The sequence below is a fragment of the Variovorax dokdonensis genome, from assembly GCF_030316895.1.
Taxonomy (GTDB): domain Bacteria; phylum Pseudomonadota; class Gammaproteobacteria; order Burkholderiales; family Burkholderiaceae_C; genus Variovorax; species Variovorax dokdonensis.
In genome coordinates this window covers 984,688-1,009,900 of sequence record NZ_JASZYV010000001.1, presented here as the reverse complement: position 1 = coordinate 1,009,900, position 25,213 = coordinate 984,688, and the positions used below count along the sequence as shown (strand labels likewise).

Genomic DNA, 25,213 nt, shown 5'->3' with positions numbered 1-25,213 from the left:
CCTGGATTCTGACGGCTCAGCCAGCCTCGCTCGCCTGGCCAGCGCCCACGCCCCAGCGGCGCAGCAGGGCTGGCGCGCCGCCGGCAAGGGCGCCCTCTGGCATGACAGGCAGGGAACGGCTGAATCGCGGTGCCGGCGCGGGCTGGACCACGCCGCCCACTTCGGCAAAGGTGCCCCGCGCCACGTTGTGCGGATGGCGCGGCGCCTCGTCCCAATCGAGCACAGGCGCGAAGCAGGCGTCGCTGCCTTCGAGCAAGGCGCACCATTCGTCGCGCGTGCGGGTGCGAAACACGTCTGCCAGCCGCAACTTGAGAATGGGCCAGCGCGCCGCGTCCATCTGCGCGTCGAACGCGGTGTCATCGGCCAGCCCGCAGCGCTCGCGCAGCAGCGCGTAGAACTGCGGCTCGATGGCGCCCACCGCCACATGCTTGCCATCGGCGCAGGCATAGGTGTCGTAGAAATGGGCGCCGCCGTCGAGCATGTTCTCGCCGCGCTGGTTGCTCCACAGGCCGGACGACCTGAAGCCGTACATCATGGCCGACAGCAGCGCGGCACCGTCGGACATGGCTGCATCCACGACCTGGCCTTCGCCGGACGACCTGGCTTCGTGCAGCGCGGCCAGCAGGCCGAAGGCGAGCAGCATGGCGCCGCCACCAAAGTCGCCCACGTAGTTCAGCGGCGGCACCGGCGACTCGCCGGGCCTGCCGATGGCATGCAGCGCGCCGCTGATGGCGATGTAGTTGATGTCGTGACCCGCGGCGTGCGACAGCGGTCCGTGCTGGCCCCAGCCCGTCATGCGGCCATAGACGAGCCGCGGGTTGCGCGCGTGGCATTCGGCGGGACCGAGGCCCAGGCGCTCCATGACGCCGGGACGGAAGCCTTCAATCAGCACGTCGGCCTGCGCGATGGCGTCCAGCACGCCGGCCGCGGCGCCGGGCGCGCGCAGGTCGACCTCCCAGTGGGCACGCCCGCGCGCCAGGATGTCGTGCGGATCCTGCACCGTACCGGGACGGTTCACGCGTAGCACTTCAGCGCCCATGTCGGCCAGGAGCATGGCGCAGAACGGCCCCGGACCGATGCCGGCAATCTCGACGACCCGAAGGCCCTTGAGCGGTCCTGCCATGCTGCGCCTCAGGCCCCCTTCGCAGAGGCCACGTAGTCCTTGAACTGCTCGCGCAACTTCGTCTTGAGCAGCTTGCCGGTGGCCGTGTGCGGCAGGCTGTCGACGAAGACCACGTCGTCGGGCAGCCACCACTTGGCCAGCCGCTCGGTCAGGTAGGCACGCAGGTCCTCGGCACTCACCTGCGATCCCGCGCGCCGCACCACGATCAGCAGCGGCCGCTCCTGCCACACAGGATGCGCAATGCCGACCACCGCGGCCTCCGCCACGCCCGGGTGCGAACTGGCGGCGTTCTCCACGTCGATCGACGAGATCCATTCGCCGCCGGACTTGATGACGTCCTTGGCGCGGTCGACCAACTGCAGAAAGCCGTCTGGGTCGATGTTGGCCACGTCGCCGGTCGAGAAGAAGCCCTCTTCGTCGATGGGCGAGCCGCCCTCGCCCTTGAAGTAGCCGCTGGCGATCCAGGGCCCACGCACGCGCAGGTGGCCGAAGGCCTGGCCGTCCCACGGCTGAACCTTGCCCTCGTCGTCGACGATCTTCAGGTCCACGCCCCAGACGCCGCGCCCTTGCTTGAGCTTGACCTTCACCTGCTCTTCCTCGGACATGCCGTCGTGCTTGGGCAGCAGCTTGCTGATCACGCCGATGGGGCTGGTCTCTGTCATGCCCCAGCCCTGCATCACCTCGGCGCCGAATTCGCGCTCGAATCGATCGAGCATGCCGCGCGACACTGCCGCACCGCCGATCCCGATGCGCTTGACGCCCAGTGCCCTCGGGTCGATCTGCGGGTTGGCATCCAGGTACTGGAAGAGCATCAGCCACACCGTGGGCACGCCTTGCGAGAAGGTCACCCTTTCGTCGCGCATCAACTCGTAGACGCTCTGGCCGTCCAGGTGCGGACCTGGAAAGACCAGCTTGGCGCCGACCATGGCGGCTGCGTAGGGCGTCCCCCAACCATTGGCGTGGAACATCGGCACGATGAGCATCACTGTCTCGCGCGAGCTGATGCCGAAGGTGTCGGGCGCCAGTTCCATGAGGGTGTGCAGCATCGTGGAGCGGTGCGAATACAGAACGCCCTTGGGGTTGCCGGTGGTGCCCGAGGTGTAGCAAAGCGACGAGGCGTTGCGCTCGTCGAACTCGGGCCATGTGTAGGCGTCGCTCTGCCCGCCCACCAGTTCGTCCCAGCAATGCAGATGGGGCACGTCGATGGAGGGCATGTGCTCGGGCGCGGTCATGCAGACGTAGGCCTTCACCGTCTTCAGTTGCGGGGCCAGCTTTTCCACCAGCGGCGCGAAGGTGGTGTCGAAGAACAGGACCTGGTCCTCGGCGTGGTTGATGATGTAGGCGATCTGCTCCGGGAAGAGCCGCGGGTTGACCGTGTGCAGCACGGCGCCGCTTCCAGACACGCCGAAATACATCGCCAGGTGGCGCCAGCTGTTCCAGGCCAGCGTCGCCACGCGTTCCGTCGGCCGGATGCCCAGCGCCTCGAGGGCATTGGCGACCTGGCAGGCCGCGCGGCGGATGCCCGCCCAGTCGGTGCGGTGCGTGCCGCCCTCGGGCAGGCGCGAGACGATCTCCGTCCCCGGATGAAAACGCGCCGCGTGCTCGATCAGCGAAGAGATCATCAACGGGCGGTCTTGCATCAATCCGTGCATGGCTTGTCTATGGTCGGTCTGTGGCGCGCAGCCCGTGCGACTTTGGCGCCATCGTAGGCAGCGCGCCCAAGCGTCACATCGTCGGAACAGACGATTGAGAACGCAAAGGGTCCGACCCTAGGATGCCTGCGCGGAGACCCAAGCCATGCACCTGACCCAGCCCTTGCACAAGGCCCTGCAGGAACGCCCGGACGCCACCGCGCTCGTGTGCGGACAGCGGCGCCAGACCTTCACTCACGTCGTCGACCGCGTGGCGCGCCTGGCCGCGGTATTGCGCGATCTGGGCGTGCGGCCGGGCGACCGCGTGGGGCTGCTGGCATTGAACGCCGACCGCTACGTCGAATACCTCTACGCCACCTGGTGGGCCGGTGGCGTGATCAACCCCGTCAACATCCGCTGGAGCGCGCGCGAGATCGCCTATTCGCTGGACGACTGCGACACGCGCATCCTGCTGGTCGACGCGAACTTCGTGGAGCTTGCGCGGCAGCAGCTGGAGCTTTCACGCTCGCTGAAGACACTGGTGCACTTCGGCGACGGCCCCGCACCGAATGGCCTGGAGGATGCCGAGGCGCTCATGGCGCTGGCACAGCCCATCGCCGACGCACGGCGCGGCGGCAGCGACCTGGCCGCGGTGATGTACACCGGCGGCACCACCGGCCTGCCCAAAGGCGTGATGCTCACGCACGGCAATCTCTACGTCGGCCAGCTATCGGCCAATATGGCGGCCAAGCGCCCCGACGAGGCCGTGGGCCTGAACATGGCGCCCATGTTCCATGTGGGCGGCACGGGCCTCGCGCTGCAGTTGATGCAGCGCCTGTGCACGCAGGTCATCATTTCCGCGTTCGACGAGATCAAGGTGCTGGAGGCGATTCAGAACGAACAGGCCAGCGAGACCTTCATGGTGCCCACCATGCTCAAACGGCTCATCGAGCACCCTCGCTTCGGCGACTACGACACCTCGAGCCTGCAACTGGTGCTGTACGGCGCGGCGCCGATCGACGACACCTTGCTGCTACAGGCCATCGACAAGCTGCCGCATGCCAGCTTCTGCCAGCTCTACGGCATGACCGAGCTGTCGCCCGTCGTCACCGTGCTGCCCGCCTGGTGCCATCGGCCCGATCAGCCGCGCGACCGCCGACGCTCGGCGGGCCGCCCGGTGCCCATTGCCGAAGTGCGCATCGTGGCCCCAGACGGAAACCCCGTGCCCACTGGCACCGTCGGCGAGATTGCCGTGCGCGGACCGATGGTGATGGATGGCTACTGGAACAAGCCCGAACAGACTGCCGAAGTGCTGCGGGATGGCTGGATGCACACCGGCGATGGCGGCATGATGGACAAGGACGGATTCGTCTACGTGGTGGACCGCCTGAAAGACATGATCGTGACCGGCGGCGAGAACGTGTACTCCGCCGAGGTGGAGAACGCCATCACCCAGCTGCCCGAAGTGTCCATGTGCGCGGTGATCGGCGTGCCGGACGAGCGCTGGGGCGAAAGGGTGCATGCCGTCGTGGTGCTGCGCCCCGGCCAAGCCCTGGACGAAGGCACCCTGCTCGCGCACTGCAAGGCGCAGATCGCTGGCTACAAATGCCCGCGCAGCGTGGAGTTCCGAGACCAGATCCCGCTGTCGCCAGCGGGGAAGATGCTCAAGTACAAGCTGCGCGAGCCGTATTGGGCCGGGCGGGATCGGAAGGTGGGGTGAGGCGCCCGAAGCGGGCAAAAGAAAACCCGCACGAGGCGGGTTGTTCTGGAGGGAGGGAGGCGTCCGAATATCGGGCTGGAAGGCGCATGGATGCTGCTTTTAGCCCAGGCTTCTCACCTTCCGTTCCCCCACCGATGCCCCCATTTCGATTTGCTGGCCGCGTCGACGGCCATGCGCGATCACCGATCAGCACCCAAACTCGATCCGTCGCAAACATGCCACGCCCGACAATGCTGTCAGGCGACACGACAACTGCCCCCTGACGAATTTCATGCCCGCAAGGCCCTGCAAAGTGGCATCGCACCGATTTGGAATAATTTTAGGAATAATTTGTTGTTTGTTTTGTAGTTTACTGGGATACTTGAAGCCTCCCAGTTCCAGGCTCTAGCCCGACAGTCATGCCATTCGCCCGCGAATCTCAGGTCAATGCCATCCTGAAACCCCACTTCGGCACCCTCGTTGACTTGGTGCAGACGGCACATTCGGATTTCCGGAATTCGATCTTGGCCGCATCTCTCCAGGCGCCCCGGGTACGCGCCAACTTCATTTGGAATCAGTTTCTTTTTCACGCAAAGGCGCGTTTCGAGGGCTCCAGCGAGATCGATGTCGACAACCGTCGGCACTGGCAAGGCTTGATGGTCGGAACCGCCTACTTCATCCGGATGAAGAAGGGCACTGCGCAACTGCTGTCGAGGAACTACCCAACCCAGGCGGCACTGGATTTCAACGATGCCAGTGTTGATCTCTTCGAAGGCGTGGCCCGCCTGGAACTCATCTACACGCTTGATGAATTGGAAACGGGTATTGACCGAATCGTGCTCGCCCAACGCCATCACAACCGAATCGTCTGGGCTATTGATCTGCTCGACAGCGCAGAGGACCACGGCCAAACGGTGATCCCCCTTCCGGTCGCACCGAATGGCGGCTCGCCCGCGGCTCGTTTGCTCAAGCCGAAGAAGGCGAAGGCGGCCCCAAAGAAACAAGGAACCAATGATGCAGGAGCTTGAGGGCTTCTTCCGACCAGAAATGGTCGGCTTGAGGCGGCGCATGCTCGGGATGAGCCAGGCTGACTTGGTGTTGGCGACCGGGATCTCCCAGGGGATGATCTCCAAAATCGAGCAAGGGGTCAAAGCGCCAAGCGGCGAACACCTTGAGAAACTGGCGACAGCGATGGACTGTCGCCTTAGCTTCTTTTTCCAGGCGGAGCGTGAATATGGCCCGCCGATGAGCGCGCACCCGATGTATCGAAAGAAGGCATCGGTTGGGCAGAAGGTGCTCGACAAGGTCATTGCTGAACTCAGCGTGCGTCTCGGGCACGTGCGCGTGCTTTTGAATGCGGTCGAGTTCACGCCTGAACTGCCGCTTCCTCAATACGACGCGGACGAGTATGCCGGCCAGATTGAAGAAGTAGCCGCCATGGTTCGGCGCGCGTGGTACGTGCCGCGAGGGCCAATCAGATCCCTGATCGAGTTCGTTGAGCGCGCCGGAATTCTGGTGGTCCTCTCGGACATGGAGGCGGCCCATATTGACGGCGCCAGCTATCAGGTGGCGGGCATGCCGCCCGTGATCTTCCTGAATCGCAGTCTCCCGTCAGATCGACTTCGTTTCAGCCTCGCGCATGAACTCGGCCACATCGTTCTGCATCGCTTCCCCTCCCCGGAGATGGAACAACAGGCAAATGAGTTCGCAGCAGCGTTCCTGATGCCTCGTGAGGACATTGCTGGCGAGTTGAAGGGCATGACTCTCACCAAGGCGGCGCAGCTCAAACCTTACTGGAAAGTCTCAATGGGCGCCCTCATCGTTCGGGCAAAAATTTTGGGGAGGGTCGATGAGGGTAGTTATTCGTGGCTGTGGCGGCAGATGGCGATGCAAGGTTATCGGACCAGGGAGCCAGCATCCCTCGATTTCGCTCCAGAGCAGCCTTCGCTTGCGCCCGCCTTGCTGGCCAACTTGACTGAGAACATGGGTTACGAACGCGAGGACGTTGAGCAAGCTCTCCACCTTTCGTTCGATGAGATCAGCAGACTTTACGGAATCAAACCGCCGATCAGCGGCCTTCGTCGCGTGAAGTAATCTCCATTCTCGGCCCGCTTCGGCGTGGGCATTCCCTCTGCCCGCCATCGAACCTCACCCCACAGGACCCTCCAGCTAACCAAGACAGGGCCTATCGACTCTTCGATTAGCTCCATCCACAAACAGTATCCCACCCTGCGAATTTTGGGACAGACCCTTCCATCAAAGCATGAGTACGACTGACACCATAAAGGCGAACGCAGTTTCGTCGCTACAGATTGCCGTCGAGGACTTCCAGTCCGACGATCCGCGGCGCGCTCTGTCGACAGTCAGGAACATGGTGGCGGGAATTCTGCTTCTGTTTAAAGAAAAGCTACGAGATCTCTCACCCCCCAACTCCGATGAGGTGCTGATCAAGAAGGACATTGTCCCAAAGATGACCGCCCACGGCATAGAGTTTGTCGGTCAAGGGAAGAAGACAGCTGACGTGATGGACTTGAAGGTCCGGTTTAAGGCATTAGGGATCAATGTCGACTGGGCGACCGTCGACAAAATCGTCGAACTGCGCAACCGCCTGGAGCACTACAAGGACTCAGCGACTGCAGCAGAGATGAAAAAAATGGTCGCCGATACTTTCACCGTAATCAGCAGCTTCATTTCCAATGAACTGAAGGAGGATCCGCGCTCCCTATTGGGAGACGTAACTTGGTCCGTTTTGCTTGAAGAAGCTGCTGTGTATCAGGCAGAGAAGGATGCATGCAAGCTCGCGATGGGCGAGATCAAATGGGAGTTTCAGGCGCTTGGCGCCATCTCGGAAAAGTTCTGTTGCACGGAATGCGGCGCCGACCTACTCAAGCCGCTCGACGTTGAAGTCGAACATCAAGAGTACCTTGAATTCAAGTGCGTCAGTTGCGGCCATGAATCGAGCTTTGGCGATCTCATTGAGGACGCATGCAATGAGACATACGACTCCGACAACTACAGCGCCGCGAAGGACGGGGGGGAGCCAGCTACTACGACCTGTCATGAGTGCAGCTTGGAGACATTTGTGTTCCAAGAAGGCGCATGCGTCAATTGCTCCGCCAGTCTCTCACACACCGAGTGCGTGGTATGTGGCGAGGCGCTCGGCCCCTTCGACCAAGAGAACAATGGCCTGTGCGGATACCACGCCCATCAGTGGAACAAGGATGACTGAGGCGCAATGTTGGCTGCTCAAGCCCCGCCAGCGACGGCTGGGCGGCATCGCGGATGGCGCCAAGTTGATCATCGGATGACGGTTAGCATCCTGACCTGAACTGCTGGTCCCGTATCTCCTTCCGCCGCTCCGCGACCCATCCCTGCGATACGCTGCTTTGCGGCCGGCGCGCCAGCCGGTCGTAGTAGTCCACTTGCTGGTTAAAGTGCGCGCAGCGCGCTGGGTCTCGACCCGTGGTCCCAGCTGTCGCTCCGCCCCGCTGCTCCATATTCTTGCGCTGGATCGCGTAGCCCTGTCGCGTCTGCTGGTCTGCGATTTGCACCTGCTGATCCCATGGCAGACCGGCCGGCACCGACTCGATCCGGTCAATCTGGGCGCCGCGTTCGCGGCAGTGCTCGGAAGACCAGAACCGCGAGCCGCTGTTGCTGACGCAGAGGAAGACCTGGGCGGAACCTGCAGCATCAGGACTACGTACGGCCGGCGAGACATCGACCACCTTCCCGCCGCCGCATGGCTCGCTGCTGTACTGGTTGCCGCAGCGGTAGACCTGCTGGGCATGGGCCGCCGCAGCAAGCATCACGAGGGGAATGAAAAACAAGCGCATACGCGAATGCTAGCCGCGCCTCGACGATTGGCCGCGCTGGGCCAGTCTGTGGCGGACCACCTGGATCCAATGCTCAGCGCGCGCGGAAGATAGCGGGGCCTCGCGCCGCCAATCAACTGCTCTAGGCACAGAAGCACATGAAGCGCTCCCAGCGGGTCAGAGTGAGGCCAGGGTAACCATGCTGGCGCAGGGCTTGATGTTCTGCAGGTCGAAGCAGCGATTGGAACCCACGCGGAGCATCGCGCCGCAGTGTCTCCAACCTTCGATCCAACGTCGCGAGATCGAGTCTTGCGGCGTCCATGTTCAGGTCCTCGAACTGACGGCGCGCATCCCGAAATGCAATCGAGCGCTCGCGCGGCTTCAAGCCAGCCTGGACACCGCTGATTGCCGCCAACACCACACCGGCAAGTGCCGTGAGCGCCCCCCCTGGGACAAACACCCCGGCAAGTGCCAGCGATCCCGAGATGGCTTGGACGACAGTGAGGAGCGTGTCGAATTGACTCCAGAACCGCTCATTCAATTCGCCATAGCAAACAGCGAATCTGACTTCCATAAGCGCGTGCCCATGAAGTCGAACCGGAGGCCCGTCCGCCATAGGCGGCCTACTTCGGCGCGGGCGCCGGAGCTGGCGCTGGCGCAGCAGGCGGCATTGGGGAAACTGGCTTCCAATCCTTAAACACAGGCACTCGGTTGCTCATTGTGTCAATCTCCACAAGCCTCAATGGTACTTCCAGCCACAAACTTACCTCACCCCTTCATTGGACGAGAACGATGGTGTGAAGCCTTGACCGTCAAGCCAGGCCCCTACAGCTGAGCAAACCCAGAATCGCCGGAATGCGGGCGAGTCACGTAGTCCGACAGCCATTGCGCAATGCGACCGTGGCAGGCCTGTACCGCGGAAGCCTCGTCTCTGCCGACACCGGACAGGCTCATGCGGCACCGCAATTTGTCGCCCTCAAAAAGCTCCACCTGGCCACCCCAGGTCCCTTGCCTGTCCTGGGTCACCTTGATCGACGCCCTCCAGCCAAGTGGTGGCCGGAGCGACGGCACATCAGCGTCGCCGGAAAATGGTTCTCCGCCCATGTTCAACCTCACTGAAGGGGCGACGATATCACCTGCCATCGCGAATCAGGAGCTCTGCGCCGGCGTATGCAGACGGGCGCCCAAGCCGTGCGAGGCGGGCGAAGGGCGAGCGGCGTGGCTGGAGTTTGGCTGAAGCGTCAATGTCGAGTTTTGACAGGTTCTCGCTAGCCATTGCCGCTGCCCCTCGCTGACGCCAGTATCTGGGCGATCCCGGGTGATTGGCACCGACGGGAGAACTGCCGAGACGATGGTCCCCGCATCGTCTGCAGATGAACGAGCCTCAAATGCCAGAGTCTTTTTTCTCCTCCTGGCGCCGTTTCCACTCTCGACGTTTTCGTTCGAGGTTGCGGCGCTCACGCAGCCTATCCAGGCTCATGAACACATCGACCTCGGCGCGCCGCGATCCCCGCGCAACTGGCGACAAGCTCGCCTCCAGCTTCCCAATGTGCTTGGCGATCTCAAGGAGCGGCTCGTCGCCAAGGCGGACGGTCCCGTCGTGATCCGCAATGCTGAGGGTGTACTCGTTGTGCTGGCGCTCGGCCCGCGCGGCATCACGCTTCCAGCTGATGGACACACGAAAGCTCTTTCCGTCCAGCAATCGATACTCGCTCAGATAGCTGGATAGCCCCTGGCCGGGCTTCAGGACGCTGATCTTTTGGAATGGCACTTCAGAGGCATGTCCGCGCCCTTCCCCGCCGATCAAAGGAGGTTCAAAGGCAAGGATGACATCGTAGGCAGTGGCATTGCCGGTGTTGTCGACGTGAAGGTCGAAATGAATCATGGACCAACGATTGGGGGCCAAGGTCGCCACAACATGGGGCTGGGCCGAGGCCTCTGCCATCCGGGTGGTTTCTCGCGCCAGCGTTTTCGTCACTCGCCACAAGAAGAACGTCGCGACGGCCGTCACGAGCGTTCCAATCGCACCACCGATTGCGATGACCGCATTGGCCCAGCCAGGCAATTGATCCACCGAATCCCTCCGTCTCATGGCCACATGAGTTTGGCTGAATACTGCCTTTCGCAACGGAGTCGGCTCCGCACCTCTGGGCGACTCACCGGAAGCGCCACCACGGGCCGTCGGTGTTTGCGCTGCGCCAGCGGTCGCAGGTCAAGGCGATCGACCATGTCAGCCGCTGTGCCGAAGCGGCTTGGCCGGCCGGCGGCGGCCGAACGGGCTCAAGGGTGCCAACGCCGAGCGCGCGCGGCACTCATCCGGCCACCGATTTCTTGTGCAAGTTCGAATATCCCTCGAATAGCGCCCCGACGCGCTGCTGCGCCAGCGCAAGCAGTCGCAGCGCGGCTCGGAGGGCAAGGTCCTCCTGTTTGTCGAGCACCATGTTTTGCCGGCATGGTGTTGCGCGATGGATGCCCCGGATGGGGCGACTATCGGGATAGCCATTGCAGGTCCCGTCCGGGGTGTGCGTTGTGGTTAGAACGGTTTGCACGTCTGACCACCTGGCCGCCATCGTAGTCCGTGGTCGCCGAGTGCCGGCGAGCCCATCCCCGAAACAGCCGTGAACCTGAGGATTTCCAAGGGTCGCGCGCCCCAATAGATGGGAAGGCCCTGAGACCCCGTTCCTGTAGCCATATAGCCTGCTGCGGCACATGACGCCAGTACACTCACACCCAGCCCGCGCGCTGACTGAACCAAATATGGGAACTGGACCCGGACTTTCGTAGACAGTGCGCGGGCCTCGGCGACGCCGGAAAACACCCCAGATTCCCCAGCGGCCCGCTAATTGCCCATGGGCCTAGCTTGCATTGAACCCAGGCTCGGAGGACCGCCCGCCAACAAAACCGGCTTCGCTCGTTTTCATTGGCAGAGCCCATGACCGGCGGAATCGGGCCGCCTGCTACGGTCGTCCAACTGCCGCAGTCGGCCACGAACGGCCATCCGCGTAGCGCCATCTGAGTGGCCGCTACCCCACCGTTTGCAGACCAAGAGGCAAGTCGTATTGCGATGCTCGCAGTTTGGCACTGACAGGGTGATTGCCCTTGCGGTTGCCCCCCAACCTTCGACTCACAAGGTTGTATGCGTTCGGGTCTCTTGAGGCAGCACCAACTCGAAGCGAGTCAGCGTCTCTGTAGAGAAGGCTGCAACGGTGCCACCATGGGCCTCGACGATCGACTTCGCAATTGCCAAGCCCAGCCCCGCTCCGGCATTTTTGCGTTGCCGCGACGGGTCCACCTGATAGAAGCGATCAAACAGCTTGGGAAGGTGCTCTTGCGGAACAATCTCCCCACAGTTTTCGACACTGATGAAGGTGAGGCCATGGTCCTGCCGAAGTCGAACAGTGACAGAAGTGCCACGCGCCGCGTGGCGAACGGCATTCGATACAAGGTTTCCGATGGCCCGCATGATCATGTCGCGATCCGCTTGAATAGGCCCTGTCTTCCCCACTGCGCGCAATTCGACACCGGCCTCTTCCGCCAGGGCCCCAAAGTAGTCCGTCAACACTTCTACCAATTCGTCAATGCGAACTGGGCCTAGCCGCAGATTCTTCGGATCGTTCTCCGTCTGGGCCAGAAAAAGCATGTCACCGATCATTCGCCCCATTCGTTCGAACTCCTCCAGGTTGGAGTAGAGCGCCTCTCGGTAGTCTTCCTGAGACCGTGGCTGACTCAGCGCTACCTGTGTCTGAATGGTCAGGTTGGTTAGCGGCGTGCGGAGTTCGTGGGCGATGTCGGCAGAGAAGTTTGAAAGCCTTTCAAAGCCTTCCTCGATCCGACCGAGCATCTCATTAAACGAGTTTGCCAAGTCCCGTAGTTCGACGGGAACGGCGAGGGGGTCCAACCGCGCGTCGAGTCGCGACGAGCGAATGGCGCCGATGTCTTCGGTAACCTTGCGTATGGGCCGATGCCCGAGTTGGACTGCCAGCCAGGCCGCAAGAAAGGCAAGCGAAGCGAGAAGCGCGGTTGAAAGCCACAGCATGTGCTTGAAGCTGCGCAGGAAGGCCACATGAAAATCGATGTCCATCGCCACGACGACCCGATAGTCTCGATTGTTCGAACTTGCACGGCTTGCCGTGCCGAGAACAACGCCGCGATAGGTCTTGCCCTGTAGATGCCAAACGGCAAGATTGTTCGAATCGATGCGCTGAACTGGCGCTTGCTGGCGAGCGATTGGCCCGAGATCCGGTCCGACCCCACGAAATACGATCCGCCCTGCATCATCGAATACGCTGTAAGCGATGCCGTGATGGCCCACACCGATGGCAGACAGGTCTTGCTGTAGTTGATCTTCTCCAACCTCTCTGTCGCGCTGCGCAAGAACGCCGAGCACGGCCTCTGCGATTGCCTGTAGTTCCCCTGCGTCCTGATCGGCAAAGTGTTGCTCCATCGCCCGAGCTACAAGCCAACTGAAAGCGAGAAACACAAGCAACGTTGATACTCCCACGAGCATCGTCACGCGCAAGGACAGGGATGCCGGCCGCGCCGACTTGATGCCGGTCCTACTCACCATCTGGCGGCTCCAGGGTGTAGCCCATTCCCCGCACTGTTTGGATGAGTTTCGGTTCAAAAGCGTCGTCGATCTTTGCGCGAAGGCGCCGGATGGCGACGTCAATGACGTTACTGTCGCTGTCGAAGTTCATATCCCAGATCTGCGAGGCGATCAACGATCTTGGCAAGACCTCTCCTTTCCGGCGGGCCAGCAGTTCGAGAAGCGCGAACTCCTTGTGGGTCAGGCTGATGCGTTGGCCGCGGCGAGTCGCACGTCGTCGAGCAAGATCAAGCACCAGATCCGCAATCTGCACCTGATCGGGTTGTGCGGGAGATTGCCCGCGCCTGAGCAGCGTGCGTACTCGCGCAAGTAGTTCGGAGAAGGCGAACGGCTTGACCAGATAGTCGTCCGCGCCCAACTCCAGTCCCCGGACCCGGTCGTCGACGCTGCCTCGCGCAGTGAGGAACAGGACGGGCATCTGCTTGCCGGCTTGGCGCAGGGCCTGAACGATTCGCCAGCCGTCCACATCAGGAAGCATCACATCCAGCACGACGAGGTCGTAGGACTCATTCATGGCCATGTGATGGCCATCCAAGCCGTTGCGAGCCAGGTCCACGACAAACCCGGCTTCAGTCAGTCCTTGCCGCACGTAGTCGGCTGTTTTGTTCTCATCCTCGACGACCAGCAGCTTCATCGTTTTCCCTTTGCCTATGCGACCCTGCATGGGAGATGAGGCCCCGGCGGTCACCCAGTCACGCAGGGCGAACGACCTTACCGAAATCAACCTTCCGAGAAGATGACGCCAACGTTGCGTGAATGTAATGCGCGGGTCATTCGAGGGAAAGCGCCGGCTCCTTAAGGTGCTCCCCGATGCGCGACGGCAGGCGTCCTTGAAGGCGCCAAAAGGCAGTGCCGCTCGCAACGACATCGAAAAGAAAATCGACATGGCAGCTCCAAACACACTTCCCTTCCCGATGGCCAACTTGAGCAGGCGCCGATTCGTCCAGGGGCTGGCCGCTGGCGGCGTTCTCGGCAGCCTGTCGCTGCCGGCCATGAAGGCTCTCGCCCAAACTGAGCGTCTCAGCCGTGGCACGGCGCCCGTTCTGCGCGGCAACACGTTCGACTTGGTGATCGCCCAGACTCCAGTTAACTTTACCGGCCAACCTGGCATCGCCACGACGATCAACGGGTCGCTGCCGGCGCCGACCTTGCGCTGGCGCGAGGGCGAAGAGGTGACGATCCGTGTGACGAACCGCTTGCCCGAGGCAACCTCGATTCACTGGCACGGGATCATCTTGCCCTTCCAGATGGACGGCGTTCCGGGGATCAGCTTCAAAGGCATCGCGCCCGGGGAGACCTTCACCTACCGCTTCAAGGTCCAGCAAAGCGGCTCCTACTGGTACCACTCCCATTCCGGATTTCAGGAAATGACCGGCATGTATGGCGCCATCATCATCGATCCGGCCGGGCCTCAAACCATCCAGGCCGACCGGGACCATGTCGTTCTCTTCTCGGACTGGACCGACGAAGACCCGATGCGAGTCCTGAGCAAGCTCAAGGCGCAGGGCGACTACTACAACTACAACCAACCCACCGCCATCGATTTCTTCCGTGACGTGTCCCAAGATGGACTGCAAGCGGCGTTGGCCAAGCGCAAGATGTGGAACGAGATGCGCATGAGCCCGACCGACTTGGCCGACCTCTCCGCGAAGACTTTGACCTATCTTGCCAATGGCGTAGCGCCGGCCGGCAATTGGACCGCTCTGTTCAAGGCTGGCGATCGCGTGCGGCTGCGCATGGTCAATGGCGCTGGCAACACCTTCTATGACGTGCGTATTCCCGGCCTGAGGCTGAAAGTCGTGCATGTCGACGGAGTGGACGTTGAGCCGATCACAGTGGACGAGTTTCGCTTCGGCCCCGGAGAGACAATCGATGCGATCGTCGAGCCCCGAGACGACGCCTACACGATCTTTGCTCAGGCGATGGACAGGACTGGCTACGCGCGCGCCACGCTGGCCGTACGCGAAGGCCTGCAGGCACCTGTCCCCGCGCTCGATCCGGCGCAGTGGCTGACCATGGCCGACATGATGGGCGGCATGAACCATGGTCCTTCAGCCAGCGACGACATGGAGATGACCGGCATGACCGGCATGACCGGCATGAGTGGGAAGGATCACAGCGCCGTGCCCGCCATCAACCACGGCTCCATGGGCGGCATGAATCATGGTGCCATGCAAGGCATAAATCACGGTGCGATGGCCATGGATCACAGCAAGCACGCCGCTGCATCGGACGGTCTCGCAGTGCCCTCGGCCCGCGCGCGCCATGCACGAACTGAGTACGGCGCTAGCACCGACATGCGTGTCGATATGGCGCGTACCAATCTGGATGACCCTGGCATCGGCCTACGCAACAACGGACGTCGGGTGCTGACGCTTGCCGACTTGCACACGCCGGGTGGGCCCATGGACAGCCGTGGGCCTGGGCGCGAAGTCGAATTGCACCTGACCGGAAACATGGAGCGCTACACCTGGTCGCTCGACGGGCTTGAGTTCGGCAATTCCACGCCCGTGCACTTCCGCCACAACGAGCGGCTTCGGGTCATCCTGCACAACGACACGATGATGACGCATCCCATGCACTTGCATGGCATGTGGAGCGAGCTGGAGAGTGCTGACGGGAAGTTCCTCGCGCGCCGACACACATTGTCCGTGCAGCCTGCGCAGCGCATCAGCTTCCTCGTGACGGCCGACGCGCTCGGACGCTGGGCCTGGCACTGCCATCTGATGTTTCACATGGACGCAGGTATGTTCCGCGAGGTCGTGGTGTCGTGAGCCCAAGCCAGAACAGGAACACCCAAATGTTCAATCCAGGACATCTGCCGGCGCTGGCCGTGCTTGTTGCCTCCATGTTTGCTGTGAACGCCCGAGCTCAAGGGGTCACGCCCAAAGATCATCGTGCGCACTATGGCGCAACTGCGGCGCAGCCGCAGGCGCCTGCCGCGCCCGCGGCGACGGTTCCACACGACGGACATGAGGCGGCCTCCGCCTCATCCGCAGCCCCGGCTCCGGCTCCGGCAATGGAACACGGCGACATGAAGATGCAGGGCGGTTCGGCCCCTGTGGATGCGCGCGACCCGCATGCCTATTCCAACGGCCTGAAGCTTGGGGAAGGGGACTACGCGGTGCCTGGGGTTCCCCGTCTGATGCTGGCCGACGAGCACCACTTCGGTGCGCTTCTCGGCGAGACACTGGAGCAGCGGTTCGCACGCAAGGGCGAGGACAGCATGGGCTACGATCTTCAGGGCTGGTACGGCACGACCTACAACCGTGTGGTCGTGAAGGCAGAAGGCGATGTCGCCGATGGCAAGCTGGAAGAGTCGCGTACAGAACTGCTCTGGGGCCATGCCATCGCGTCGTACTGGGACGCTCAGCTCGGAGTTCGACTGGACAATGGCGAAGGCCCCAGTCGCCAATGGTTGGCCTTCGGAATTCAGGGCTTGGCCCCTTACTGGTTCGAGTTAGACGCCACGGCCTATGTCAGCAACGGTGGCAGGACGGCCCTTCGGCTCGAAGCAAGTTACGAACTGCTGATCACGCAAAGACTGATCCTCGAACCGAAGATCGAAATGCAGTTCTACGGCAGCGACGACCCTGAGCGGCGGATCGGCAGCGGCCTGGCAGAGGCGTCCGCCGGACTGAGGTTGAGGTATGAAATCAGCCGTCAGTTTGCACCATACGCCGGCATCGAGCGCGCTGGATCGTTCGGCACGACGGCTGACTATGTTCGGGCCGATGGCGGACGAGCACAGCAGACACGCTTCGTGGCCGGTGTTCGCTTCTGGTTCTGACAACGTTTTCCTGCCATGCTCATGCAAGACCTGCAGCTCATTGGACCTCCATGAAGAAAGCGCGCCCCATCTCCACAGTCTCCGCCGCTCGATCACTCTCGAACGATTGGCGTCCCGGCACGGCCCTCGCTCTGCGGCAGCGGCAGCGACGGCGCGACGCGGCGAGCATTTGGGCTGCAGTGCTCCGCTGCCTTTCTGGCGTGCTGCTGGCATCCGTGGCGGCTACCGGCATGGCCGAGACGCACAACCAAGTCGTGAGGGTCTGGAAGGATCCAAACTGCGGATGCTGCAACGACTGGATTGCCTACCTCAAGAGGGAAGGCTTCCAGGTGGAAATCGCTGATGAGGGCAACAACGTTGCACGGGCGTCCCTGGGCATTCCCCGCCAGTACGGTTCGTGCCACACCGCTTCGGTCGGTGCCTACGCATTGGAGGGCCACGTGCCTGCCGATGAGATCAAACGCCTTTTGAGACAGGCCCCCAACGCGCGGGGCCTCGCCGTCCCTGGCATGCCGGTTGGCTCTCCGGGAATGGACGGTCCCGCCTACGGTGGGCGCAATGACCCCTACGACGTCCTTTTGATTCAGAAGAACGGGACCAGTGAAGTCTACCGTTCGTACCGTTGACCGAAGCGTCTCAGCGGATTCGCACGACACCGTCGGGCACCCGGGTCGTTACGCAACCCTCATTCCCCTACCAACAAACAAAGGATTCACCATGAAGTATTCACGTACCTACGTTGGTGCGGCCATAGCGGTCGCCGCCGCGATGTTCGCCACCGCGGCGTTTGCCCACCCGGAACTGCTCTCAAGTTCTCCTGCCGACAAGTCTGAAGTGGCGGCGCCTGCCGCCATCGAACTGAAGTTCTCTGAGACGCTGACTGCGCAGTTCTCAGGCGCGACGCTGACGATGACCGGGATGCCCGGCATGCCGGATCACGGCGCGATGAAGGTTGGGGTCAGCGTCGCCGCCGCGGGAGACGGTAAGACGATGGTCATCAGGCCGAACAGTTCTCTGGGCGCCGGCGACTACAGGGTGGATTGGCGCGCGGTCTCTTCCGACACCCATCCGGTAACAGGCCGGCTGACCTTCAAGGTGAAATGAGCCCTCGTGGAGGACTGGATCACCATCTCGCTTCGCTTCGCGCTTTACCTTGCGCTGGCCGCGACGTTCGGCATCGCGTTGTTCGGCGTCTATGCATTTCGTATGGAAAGCCGCTGGGTCTCGGTCGCACCGCGCTTTGCCCGCGCGGCAACATTGGGTGCGCTGCTGGCAATGTTGCTCTCCATTGGCGCGCTGGTGGCACTCGCCAAGACTCTGGTAGGCGTCGAGACCTTCGGTGAGCTGAACGACCAAGTATTCAGAACCATCCTATTTCAGACGCCTGTTGGGGCCAGTTGGCTCGTTCGCCTGTCGGCCCTTGCGGCATTCGTCGGGATCGGGCTCCTGAGCGTTTCCCTTAAAGGTCGCCTGACTGTGATGAGCGGCCTGGGCGCTGTCGCACTAGCTACGTTGGCATGGTCGGGCCATGGCGCCATGAGCGAAGGTATGCAAGGAAATTTGCACCTGATCGCCGATGTTGTGCACCTCTTGGCGGCCGGAGCCTGGGTTGGGGCCCTTTTCGCCTTCGTCATGCTGGCCGGGCCCCGACGGGCCACGCCTCAATCTGTGGAGGTGCTGCGCACGCTGTCAAAGGGCTTTTCGAGCGTTGGCACGACCATCGTGGTCGCTCTCGTCGTGACCGGGGTCTTAAACTATTTGGCGATTGTGGGCGCGAACGTCGAGCCGATCTTCAACACGCGCTACGGTGCATTGCTCGGGTTGAAATTGGTGCTATTTGCCGGAATGGTTGTTCTTGCAGCTGCCAATCGCTTCGCGCTGACCCCACAGCTCGAACTGGCCCTCACCACCGGCAAGCATCTTCGGGCCTTCAAGATGCTACGTAGGAGCCTGTTCGTTGAGGCAGGTTTGTCAACACTGGTCATCGCGTGTGTTGCATGGCTCGGCGTGCTGTCTCCCGGCCGTTGATGGCACGCAAGGCGAGTGCGAGCGCAAGCCTCAATCGACCTCCGCTGCCCGAAGGCGAAGTGAGTTGGCGATGACGCTGACGGAAGATAAGGCCATCGCGGCAGCTGCGACGACCGGCGACAGCAGCAGGCCGAACAACGGGTAGAGCACCCCCGCTGCCAAGGGGATGCCAGCGACGTTGTACGCAAAGCTGAGGAACAGGTTCTGCCGAATGTTGCGCATCGTCGCTTGCGAGAGCGTGCGTGCGCGCACGATACCCAACAGGTCGCCTTTGAGAAGGGTGATGCCCGCGCTTTCCATGGCCACATCCGTGCCTGTGCCCATTGCAATGCCTACCTGGGCTTGCGCTAGTGCGGGCGCGTCGTTCACCCCGTCCCCTGCCATGGCGACCACTCGTCCTTGCGACTGCAGGCGCTTGACCACCGCGGCTTTGTCCTCAGGGAAAACTTCCGCAACGACATCGTCGATTCCCAGTTCCCGGCCGACCGCTTCTGCCGTGGTCTTGCCGTCCCCCGTCAACATGACGACATGCACTCCCGCCGCCCTCAGGCTTTTGAGCGCTGATGGCGTGGTGGGCTTGATGGGGTCTGCAATGGCAACGAAACCGGCCAACTTGCCGCCAATGCCGACGAAGATGACCGTGGCCGCCTTGGTGCGCTGATGCTCCGCCGAGTCGGCGAGGGAGCCGGTGTCGATGGCGTTCTCCGCCAGGAACTTTGCACTTCCCGATACGATGGGTTGACTGTCGACCACGCCGACAACGCCCTTCCCAACAGGTGAGTCGAAATCCGTTACCGGCGACAGCGTCAGTTGGCGCTCGAGGGCGTCGGCCACAACTGCCATCGCCAGCGGGTGTTCGCTCGCGCGCTCGACGCTCGCCAGGTTCTGAAGGACTTCTTTCGTGTCGAAACCCGGCGCAGCTTCGATGTGCACAACCTTGGGACGCCCTTCGGTCAGCGTGCCCGTCTTGTCGACCACGAGGGTGTCGACCTTTTCCATCTTCTCGAGCGCCTCGGCGTCGCGAATCAGGACGCCAAGTTGGGCGCCCTTGCCGACGCCGACCATGATCGACATCGGCGTTGCCAGCCCCAATGCACAAGGGCAGGCAATGATCAGTACTGCCACAGCGGCAATCAGTGCGTAGCTGAACGCGGGCGATGGCCCCCAGACCAACCAGGCCAGAAAGGTCAAGGCAGCCACCGCGATGACCGCAGGCACGAACCAGCCCGCCACCTGATCAGCCATGCGTTGGATGGGCGCTCGGCTTCGCTGCGCCGCCGCCACCATGTGAACGATCTGAGACAGCAGGGTGTCGGCGCCCACCTTCTCAGCGCGCATGACGAAGCCACCCGTCTGATTCAGCGTGCCTGCGGTGACCTGCGAACCGATGGTCTTGGCGACGGGCATGGGTTCACCGGTCACCATCGACTCGTCCACCGTCCCCTTGCCTTCGGTCAGTTCACCATCCACGGGCACCTTTTCGCCGGGGCGAACGCGAAGATGGTCGCCCACTTGAATGCTGTCGACCGGGACAGTTTCATCGCTGCCGTCCGTCTTGACCTTCACGGCAGACTTTGGTGCAAGTCCCAGCAGTGCTTTGATAGCGCCCGAGGTCTTTTCCCGTGCCCGCAGCTCTAGCACCTGCCCAAGCAGGACCAGTACGGTGATGACGGCCGCGGCCTCGAAGTAAACCGCCACCGCGCCACCTTCAAGCCGGAGGTTGCTCGGGAACAATTGGGGCGCCACCGTCCCGACGATGCTGTAGAGCCAAGCGGCTCCCGTGCCGAGCGCGATCAGCGAGAACATGTTCAGACTGCGGTTCTTCAGCGAAGCCGCTGCTCGGACGAAAAACGGCCAACCTGCCCACAGGACCACGGGCGTCCCAAGAATCAGCTGAACCCAGTTCGACAACTGCTGACCGAGGAAGTGGTTGAGATTGGTAAGGTGCCCCCCCATTTCCAGCACGAAAACCGGAAAGGTCAGCGCTGTGCCGATCCACAGTCGCCGCGTCATGTCCTTCAATTCTGGACTCGGTCCTTGCTCGGCTGTTGCGAGCACGGGTTCGAGGGCCATGCCGCAGATTGGACAGTGGCCCGGCCCGATCTGACGCACCTGCGGGTGCATGGGGCAGGTGTATTCCGCCTCATCGCCGGGCGACGCCTTGGCCAACGGCATTGATCCGGGTGCCCTGCGGTCCATTTCAGGGGCCGGGCGGTGGTGATGCCCGCCATGGTCGTGAGTGGGATGGTCGTTGCGCTGCGGGCCAAGGGTGGGCATCTGATTGGTCTCCTGTTATCGAGCGAGCATTGCTGCGCGCGAGGTCAACCGTTCGACGCGGTCGCGCCGCAGCCGCAGCAGCCTCGACTGGCGCCCGGAGCTTCGCTGGGAATCGGTTCCGAGACAGCAACGGGGACCGCAGAATAGCCAGCACCTGAAATTGCTTTGCTGATCGCGTGGACATCTGCGCGAGTTGACTCTACGTGAACCAAGCGCTCGGTCAGGACGACCTCAATTTTTGCGGAAGCGTCGATTCCGAGAACAGCGTTCTTGATGACGCTGGCGCAGTGCCCGCACGTCATGTCGTCGATACGCAAGGATGGCATGGGAAGGTATCCTTTCAAGTTGAGAACATCAGTCTCAACCTTGCCATCATGTCAATGTCAAGAGGCGATGTTGCTTGGAGCGAAATATCGAGCATGACTGGCGTTGACGCGGATCATCGGGACGCTGGCGAAGTAGTAGGCGCTTGCGCGGGGACACCAACCTTGCCCGTGTCAACGAAGTAGAGACCAGAGAACGTAGCAAATGATCGCGTGGGATGACCAGGTATGTACATGGATCTCTCATGAACGTCCCAACAGTCCTCCAATTTGTATCCCTGTGCTTCGATGGCTCTGACAAAGCGACATCGATCGAAGATATGGACAGGCGAGAACGACCCGAAACCGAGATTCTGAGTTGTGACGAAGGCCTCGCCGTTGTGAAGAGGCAGCTTGTTCAAGAGGATGTGGGCGGGCCGTTTGGCACTCAAGGCGAGAAGCGTCGCAGGGTAAGCATCCTCGAAGTACTGGATTGCGCCGCACGACAGCCAAACCTCAGCACTGGAGCTCAACGCCGCCTGCAGATCCGTTGTGAAGTGAAGCGCCTTTGCTGAGTTGGTTCGAGCCAGTTGACGGCCGATCGCGGCGATTTCCGGAACTTCGACGATTTCCCAAGTCAACCCCGCTGGCATCGTCAGATAGCGACGATAGGCGTAGTAATGCACCCCTACCGATCCGCCAATGTCGAGTACATGGGTTGCGCCCATCCGAAACGCCCCTTCCAGCCAGTGCATGATGGCGTAGTCATACTCAAATACTCGCTTTGTGCGTACGTCAACGTACTCGTGCACCAGCGCATCCGTGTTGAAGCCAGGACTTTGCGGGAGCGCTCGCCATGCCTCTGCGAAGTCCCGATAGACGCCGAAGTGAGCACCGAGATTTTGTGGTGAAAGAAACTGCGATCGCTCCCACTTCAGCCTGGAGGATCGAAACAACGGGCCGTTGACGATCGCGCGCGAGGCCCGGACGAATTCATACATTGACATCGAGTACTCCTCGGCAGGCAGCCGCGCAAAAGGCCTGCGCGCTTGTGTGCGAGCAGGTATTCGACGTGGATGCACGCAGCGTGAACGAATGAGCGCCTGAGCGCCGCTTCCCGATACGGGCGAGAAGCGCCGACTGGTTCCGGACGGGCGCTAAGCAGCAGGAAATGCGGCAACCGAATGTGCCGCCAGCCGAGGAGGCCGCATGAGTCCGGAAGGATCGGGATCCGTTGCCATCACGGAGATGGGGCGGATCGGTCGTGCGCTGGGAAGGGATGGCAACGGCGCGGGGACGAACGAAGCCACGCCCGGAGCAGTCAAGATATGGTCCACCAACCGATGCTGCGTTGAACTCTCAGAGTCATCACTCGCCAGGGATCCGTTCTCGAGATGATGATGTGAAATGCCCTGCCAATGCATAACCAAATGCGCGTCGTTGTCCTCGTGGGCAAGCGCGTCTCCTCGGCCCGAAATCCCAAGGGCCTGAGAAGCGGTCGCAATGACAATCATCAGCACTACGACAAGGCGGCGCATGCTTCAGTGTAGTGATCGCGTTTGCCCAGATCAAGTGCGGCAACCGGCCCGCCGGTGAAAGCCAAATCGCCTAATTCTTTCGTTCGGATAGCTCAGCAATGAGCTGCTTCATCTCGGCAATCTCCCGAACTTGTGCGTCGATGATGCCGTCGGCCAACTTGCGTACGCGAGGATCCTCAATCGTGGCGCGTCGACTTGTCATGATGGCGATGGAATGGTGCGGGATCATGGCTTTCATATAGCTCACCTCGCCGACTGTGGCCTGGCTGCGCACCAGCCAGAGCGAAGCGGCAAAAACCAACGTTGCGCCAATGGCGATGGCCATGTTCAGCGACCGGTTTTGAAGCATGTGCGTCATGAACGCCAGCATGACAAGCGCCATGACCGCACCCATCAGGAGGGCCATGTACGCTCTTGTCTCACTGAAATACACATGGTCAAGTTCGTAGGTGTTCAAGTACATCAGACCGAACATCACGACAGTCGATGCACCAACCATCGCGGCAAAGCGAACATAAGGGTTTGTCTTAGTCATCGTATGGTCCTTCCAGGCGGTGAGAGTGCCCCTGGAAAAGTACTCTTTACGGATGTCTTTCAAAGTAGGAGGACACCGGTAGATCCAGACACGGCCTTGGACAGAAGGCTTGCGCTAGCCCCAAGGCGGGAGGCGATGCAAAGGAAACGCCGGCTTCCGGTGATGAACCGGTCACTTCTTCAGCGAACAGCCGCCGTCGGCTCGGGGCCCGTTCCTGCCATTCGCAGTCCGCACGCAAGTTCAAGCGCCGCGATATCGAAGTCCATTCGGTCCGCCCCGGCTGCAATTGATGGGTACAACAATTGCCACAACATGTCTGCTGACGCAGGTTGGCGGGTCCGACAACAATCGAAGCCGGCCGGGGCGGCACACGGCGGCCTTTCTTTGCCTACGTTTTCAGCTGGCATTGCGGGCTTGAGCATCGCATCCCCATCGTGGAGAGAGCCACTTGGCGATCCTTAAGTATGGCCCGCCCCTCCGCTCTTGCTCAACCTCGTAGGTCCGCACCTCTACGTGGGCCTCAGCCGCTGCGTCGACCGTGTGCTCAAAGTCCTGTGTGAACTCGCCACAATCCCCCACTCGTCGTCCTCCTGGCTACTACGCATCGACCTTTGGTTGTCGCGTGCCATTCCCCTCCGAGGCATCGCCTTGTCGGGGCGGCCAGGGAGCGCGCGGTCAGTCATCGCGCGGCGGCTCCTTCACCACGGGCAGCGCCGAGCGGCCGATGGCAGCCAGCAGCGAGCCCAGCGGGTCGGCCTTCTGCTGGTTGTGCTTCTCATACAGGCCGATGTGCTTGGCTACCTTCTCGAGCGCGTCCAGCTTCGAGTGCATCTTCACCTCGAAGCCTTCCTTGGACTCCTTCACGCCAGCGTAGAGCGCAGCCGCGGCCGCCGACAGCTTGCGGGTGTCACCCAAGAAGGTCCGCCCGTGGCCCCTGCCGAAGCACTCGGGACACTCGGGATTTGGCGCCTTGCGTGGATCGAAGCCGATGCCGCCGTGCTCATCGAATTCCGCCCCGTCATTGCCCTTCTCCAGCCAGACCGCGCGGTCGCGTTGCATCTCGCCCACCGTGCGCTGGTGCCTGAACCTCTCGCCATGGCAATGCCGGCAGCAGCCGACGATGTGCTCTACCAACTCTCGCGGATCTGCACTGGCGATCGCCCACAGTTCCTGCAGCACGCGCTCGGCCGTAATGCCGGTCTTCACTGAGCGCTCGGCCATCAGCCTTGTGATTCGGGCGGCCACCTGCGGATTTCTAAGGAGCTTCGCCCCCTCCACGCTGGAGGTGGTCACTTTCACGCCTGGCCGCGCGCGCATGTAGGCCTGCGTGGCATTGAGGTCGATCAGGTATTCCTGGCAGAAGCGCTCTTCATTGGCGGTTAGCAGGCGCTCGGCCTCTGAAGGACGTGCGGGGGATTCACCATTCACGCGCTTCCACTTCGAGAAGGGCGGCGCTGGCGCTGCTGAGACCTTGCAATTGGTTGCTGGATTTGGGACGCCCTTGTCCTTCGGCATCTTCGCCTTTCTCTCGCTTTGATTGGGTGAACGCTTCTTGGATACCAAAGTGGTCCACTAGCAGGCGATGGGGTGAGAGGCTCGCCGGTCGAGCTAAAGCTTGTGGTGAAGGGTGATCATTCACATGGCCAAGCTTCTCGCATACTGAGATCGTCCGCAAGGGAGGTCGCTCCACCGGCGAGCCTCGGTCGACCCATTGACGTATCTCCTGTACTGTCCCGGGGGCGCTGGGTGGTGCCCTGGTGCGTACCTGGATGGTCTGCGTAGGAAGGCTTGGCCCCAACCCTAGGGGGGCGACGCCCAGGGTCCTGTCAATTGGCGATTCTGCGAGAACCGAAGATCTCGCATAGTTCTCGC

The 25,213-nt window shown here is 62.0% G+C and carries 22 protein-coding genes; 9 read left to right on the top strand and 13 right to left on the bottom strand.

Going from position 1 to position 25,213, the window contains the following annotated elements; all coding sequences use genetic code 11:
- Nucleotides 1-16 precede the first annotated feature (16 nt).
- Together QTH91_RS04705 and QTH91_RS04700 are read right to left on the bottom strand one after the other, a co-directional pair.
- Nucleotides 17-1,123, bottom strand: coding sequence for a CaiB/BaiF CoA transferase family protein (locus QTH91_RS04705; protein WP_286658856.1), 1,107 nt, complete (start codon nucleotides 1,121-1,123; stop codon nucleotides 17-19).
- Nucleotides 1,124-1,131: 8 nt separating this feature from the next.
- Nucleotides 1,132-2,775, bottom strand: a complete 1,644-nt coding sequence (locus tag QTH91_RS04700) for a long-chain-fatty-acid--CoA ligase (protein WP_286658855.1) — start codon at nucleotides 2,773-2,775, stop codon at nucleotides 1,132-1,134.
- Between the two features lie 145 nt (nucleotides 2,776-2,920).
- Here QTH91_RS04700 and QTH91_RS04695 point away from each other — a divergent pair, with 145 nt between their 5' ends.
- From QTH91_RS04695 to QTH91_RS04680, 4 genes are all read left to right on the top strand, one after another.
- On the top strand, nucleotides 2,921-4,474 hold the full coding sequence (locus tag QTH91_RS04695; protein ID WP_286658854.1) for an acyl-CoA synthetase: 1,554 nt from the start codon (nucleotides 2,921-2,923) through the stop codon (nucleotides 4,472-4,474).
- 398 nt (nucleotides 4,475-4,872) lie between these two features.
- Entirely contained in the window at nucleotides 4,873-5,481 is a 609-nt protein-coding gene (locus QTH91_RS04690; protein ID WP_286658853.1) for a hypothetical protein, read from the top strand.
- The gene (locus QTH91_RS04685; RefSeq protein ID WP_286658852.1) at nucleotides 5,465-6,547 is read left to right on the top strand and encodes a helix-turn-helix domain-containing protein; all 1,083 of its coding nucleotides are present in this window, start codon (nucleotides 5,465-5,467) and stop codon (nucleotides 6,545-6,547) included. Before QTH91_RS04690 ends, QTH91_RS04685 begins: the two co-directional genes overlap by 17 nt.
- 169 nt (nucleotides 6,548-6,716) lie before the next feature.
- Complete coding sequence (locus QTH91_RS04680; RefSeq protein ID WP_286658851.1) at nucleotides 6,717-7,682, top strand: hypothetical protein; 966 nt, start codon at nucleotides 6,717-6,719, stop codon at nucleotides 7,680-7,682.
- Between the two features lie 82 nt (nucleotides 7,683-7,764).
- Here QTH91_RS04680 and QTH91_RS04675 read toward each other — a convergent pair whose 3' ends face one another.
- The 6 genes from QTH91_RS04675 to QTH91_RS04650 all read right to left on the bottom strand — a co-directional run bounded on the left by QTH91_RS04675 (nucleotide 7,765) and on the right by QTH91_RS04650 (nucleotide 13,505).
- Nucleotides 7,765-8,280 (bottom strand): hypothetical protein, encoded by a 516-nt coding sequence (locus tag QTH91_RS04675; protein WP_286658850.1) that lies wholly within the window; start codon nucleotides 8,278-8,280, stop codon nucleotides 7,765-7,767.
- Between the two features lie 127 nt (nucleotides 8,281-8,407).
- Nucleotides 8,408-8,839: a hypothetical protein gene (locus QTH91_RS04670; protein ID WP_286658849.1), complete on the bottom strand. Its 432-nt coding sequence runs from the start codon at nucleotides 8,837-8,839 to the stop codon at nucleotides 8,408-8,410.
- 810 nt (nucleotides 8,840-9,649) lie between these two features.
- Nucleotides 9,650-10,339, bottom strand: coding sequence for a DUF8453 domain-containing protein (locus tag QTH91_RS04665; protein ID WP_286658848.1), 690 nt, complete (start codon nucleotides 10,337-10,339; stop codon nucleotides 9,650-9,652).
- Nucleotides 10,340-10,577: 238 nt separating this feature from the next.
- The gene (locus QTH91_RS04660) at nucleotides 10,578-10,706 is read right to left on the bottom strand and encodes a hypothetical protein (RefSeq protein ID WP_286658847.1); all 129 of its coding nucleotides are present in this window, start codon (nucleotides 10,704-10,706) and stop codon (nucleotides 10,578-10,580) included.
- 683 nt (nucleotides 10,707-11,389) lie between these two features.
- Nucleotides 11,390-12,832 carry a heavy metal sensor histidine kinase gene (locus tag QTH91_RS04655; protein ID WP_286658846.1) on the bottom strand — a complete coding sequence of 481 codons (1,443 nt, stop codon included), beginning with the start codon at nucleotides 12,830-12,832 and terminating at the stop codon, nucleotides 11,390-11,392.
- The gene (locus tag QTH91_RS04650) at nucleotides 12,822-13,505 is read right to left on the bottom strand and encodes a heavy metal response regulator transcription factor (protein ID WP_286658845.1); all 684 of its coding nucleotides are present in this window, start codon (nucleotides 13,503-13,505) and stop codon (nucleotides 12,822-12,824) included. The genes QTH91_RS04655 and QTH91_RS04650 overlap by 11 nt, the downstream gene beginning before the upstream one ends.
- Before the next feature lie 250 nt (nucleotides 13,506-13,755).
- On the opposite strand from QTH91_RS04650, the gene QTH91_RS04645 reads away from it, so the two are divergent.
- The 5 genes from QTH91_RS04645 (at nucleotide 13,756) to copD (ending at nucleotide 18,689) form a co-directional block, all read left to right on the top strand.
- On the top strand, nucleotides 13,756-15,645 hold the full coding sequence (locus QTH91_RS04645; protein ID WP_286659618.1) for a copper resistance system multicopper oxidase: 1,890 nt from the start codon (nucleotides 13,756-13,758) through the stop codon (nucleotides 15,643-15,645).
- A 74-nt stretch (nucleotides 15,646-15,719) separates the two neighbouring features.
- A complete protein-coding gene (locus tag QTH91_RS04640; protein ID WP_286659617.1) occupies nucleotides 15,720-16,661 on the top strand; it encodes a copper resistance protein B in 942 nt (313 codons plus the stop codon).
- Nucleotides 16,662-16,711: 50 nt separating this feature from the next.
- The gene (locus QTH91_RS04635) at nucleotides 16,712-17,287 is read left to right on the top strand and encodes a DUF411 domain-containing protein (protein WP_390368398.1); all 576 of its coding nucleotides are present in this window, start codon (nucleotides 16,712-16,714) and stop codon (nucleotides 17,285-17,287) included.
- A 91-nt stretch (nucleotides 17,288-17,378) separates the two neighbouring features.
- Nucleotides 17,379-17,765, top strand: a complete 387-nt coding sequence (gene copC, locus QTH91_RS04630) for a copper homeostasis periplasmic binding protein CopC (protein ID WP_286658844.1) — start codon at nucleotides 17,379-17,381, stop codon at nucleotides 17,763-17,765.
- Between the two features lie 6 nt (nucleotides 17,766-17,771).
- Nucleotides 17,772-18,689: a copper homeostasis membrane protein CopD gene (copD, locus tag QTH91_RS04625; protein ID WP_286658843.1), complete on the top strand. Its 918-nt coding sequence runs from the start codon at nucleotides 17,772-17,774 to the stop codon at nucleotides 18,687-18,689.
- A 30-nt stretch (nucleotides 18,690-18,719) separates the two neighbouring features.
- Here copD and QTH91_RS04620 read toward each other — a convergent pair whose 3' ends face one another.
- The 5 genes from QTH91_RS04620 to QTH91_RS04600 all read right to left on the bottom strand — a co-directional run bounded on the left by QTH91_RS04620 (nucleotide 18,720) and on the right by QTH91_RS04600 (nucleotide 24,856).
- A complete protein-coding gene (locus tag QTH91_RS04620) occupies nucleotides 18,720-20,966 on the bottom strand; it encodes a copper-transporting P-type ATPase (protein WP_286658842.1) in 2,247 nt (748 codons plus the stop codon).
- A gap of 44 nt (nucleotides 20,967-21,010) precedes the next feature.
- A complete protein-coding gene (locus QTH91_RS04615; protein WP_286658841.1) occupies nucleotides 21,011-21,292 on the bottom strand; it encodes a heavy-metal-associated domain-containing protein in 282 nt (93 codons plus the stop codon).
- Nucleotides 21,293-21,405: 113 nt separating this feature from the next.
- Complete coding sequence (locus QTH91_RS04610; RefSeq protein ID WP_286658840.1) at nucleotides 21,406-22,269, bottom strand: methyltransferase, TIGR04325 family; 864 nt, start codon at nucleotides 22,267-22,269, stop codon at nucleotides 21,406-21,408.
- 607 nt (nucleotides 22,270-22,876) lie between these two features.
- Nucleotides 22,877-23,341, bottom strand: a complete 465-nt coding sequence (locus tag QTH91_RS04605; protein WP_286658839.1) for a DUF305 domain-containing protein — start codon at nucleotides 23,339-23,341, stop codon at nucleotides 22,877-22,879.
- 675 nt (nucleotides 23,342-24,016) lie between these two features.
- Nucleotides 24,017-24,856 (bottom strand): terminase small subunit, encoded by an 840-nt coding sequence (locus QTH91_RS04600; RefSeq protein WP_286658838.1) that lies wholly within the window; start codon nucleotides 24,854-24,856, stop codon nucleotides 24,017-24,019.
- Between the last annotated feature and the right edge of the window lie 357 nt (nucleotides 24,857-25,213).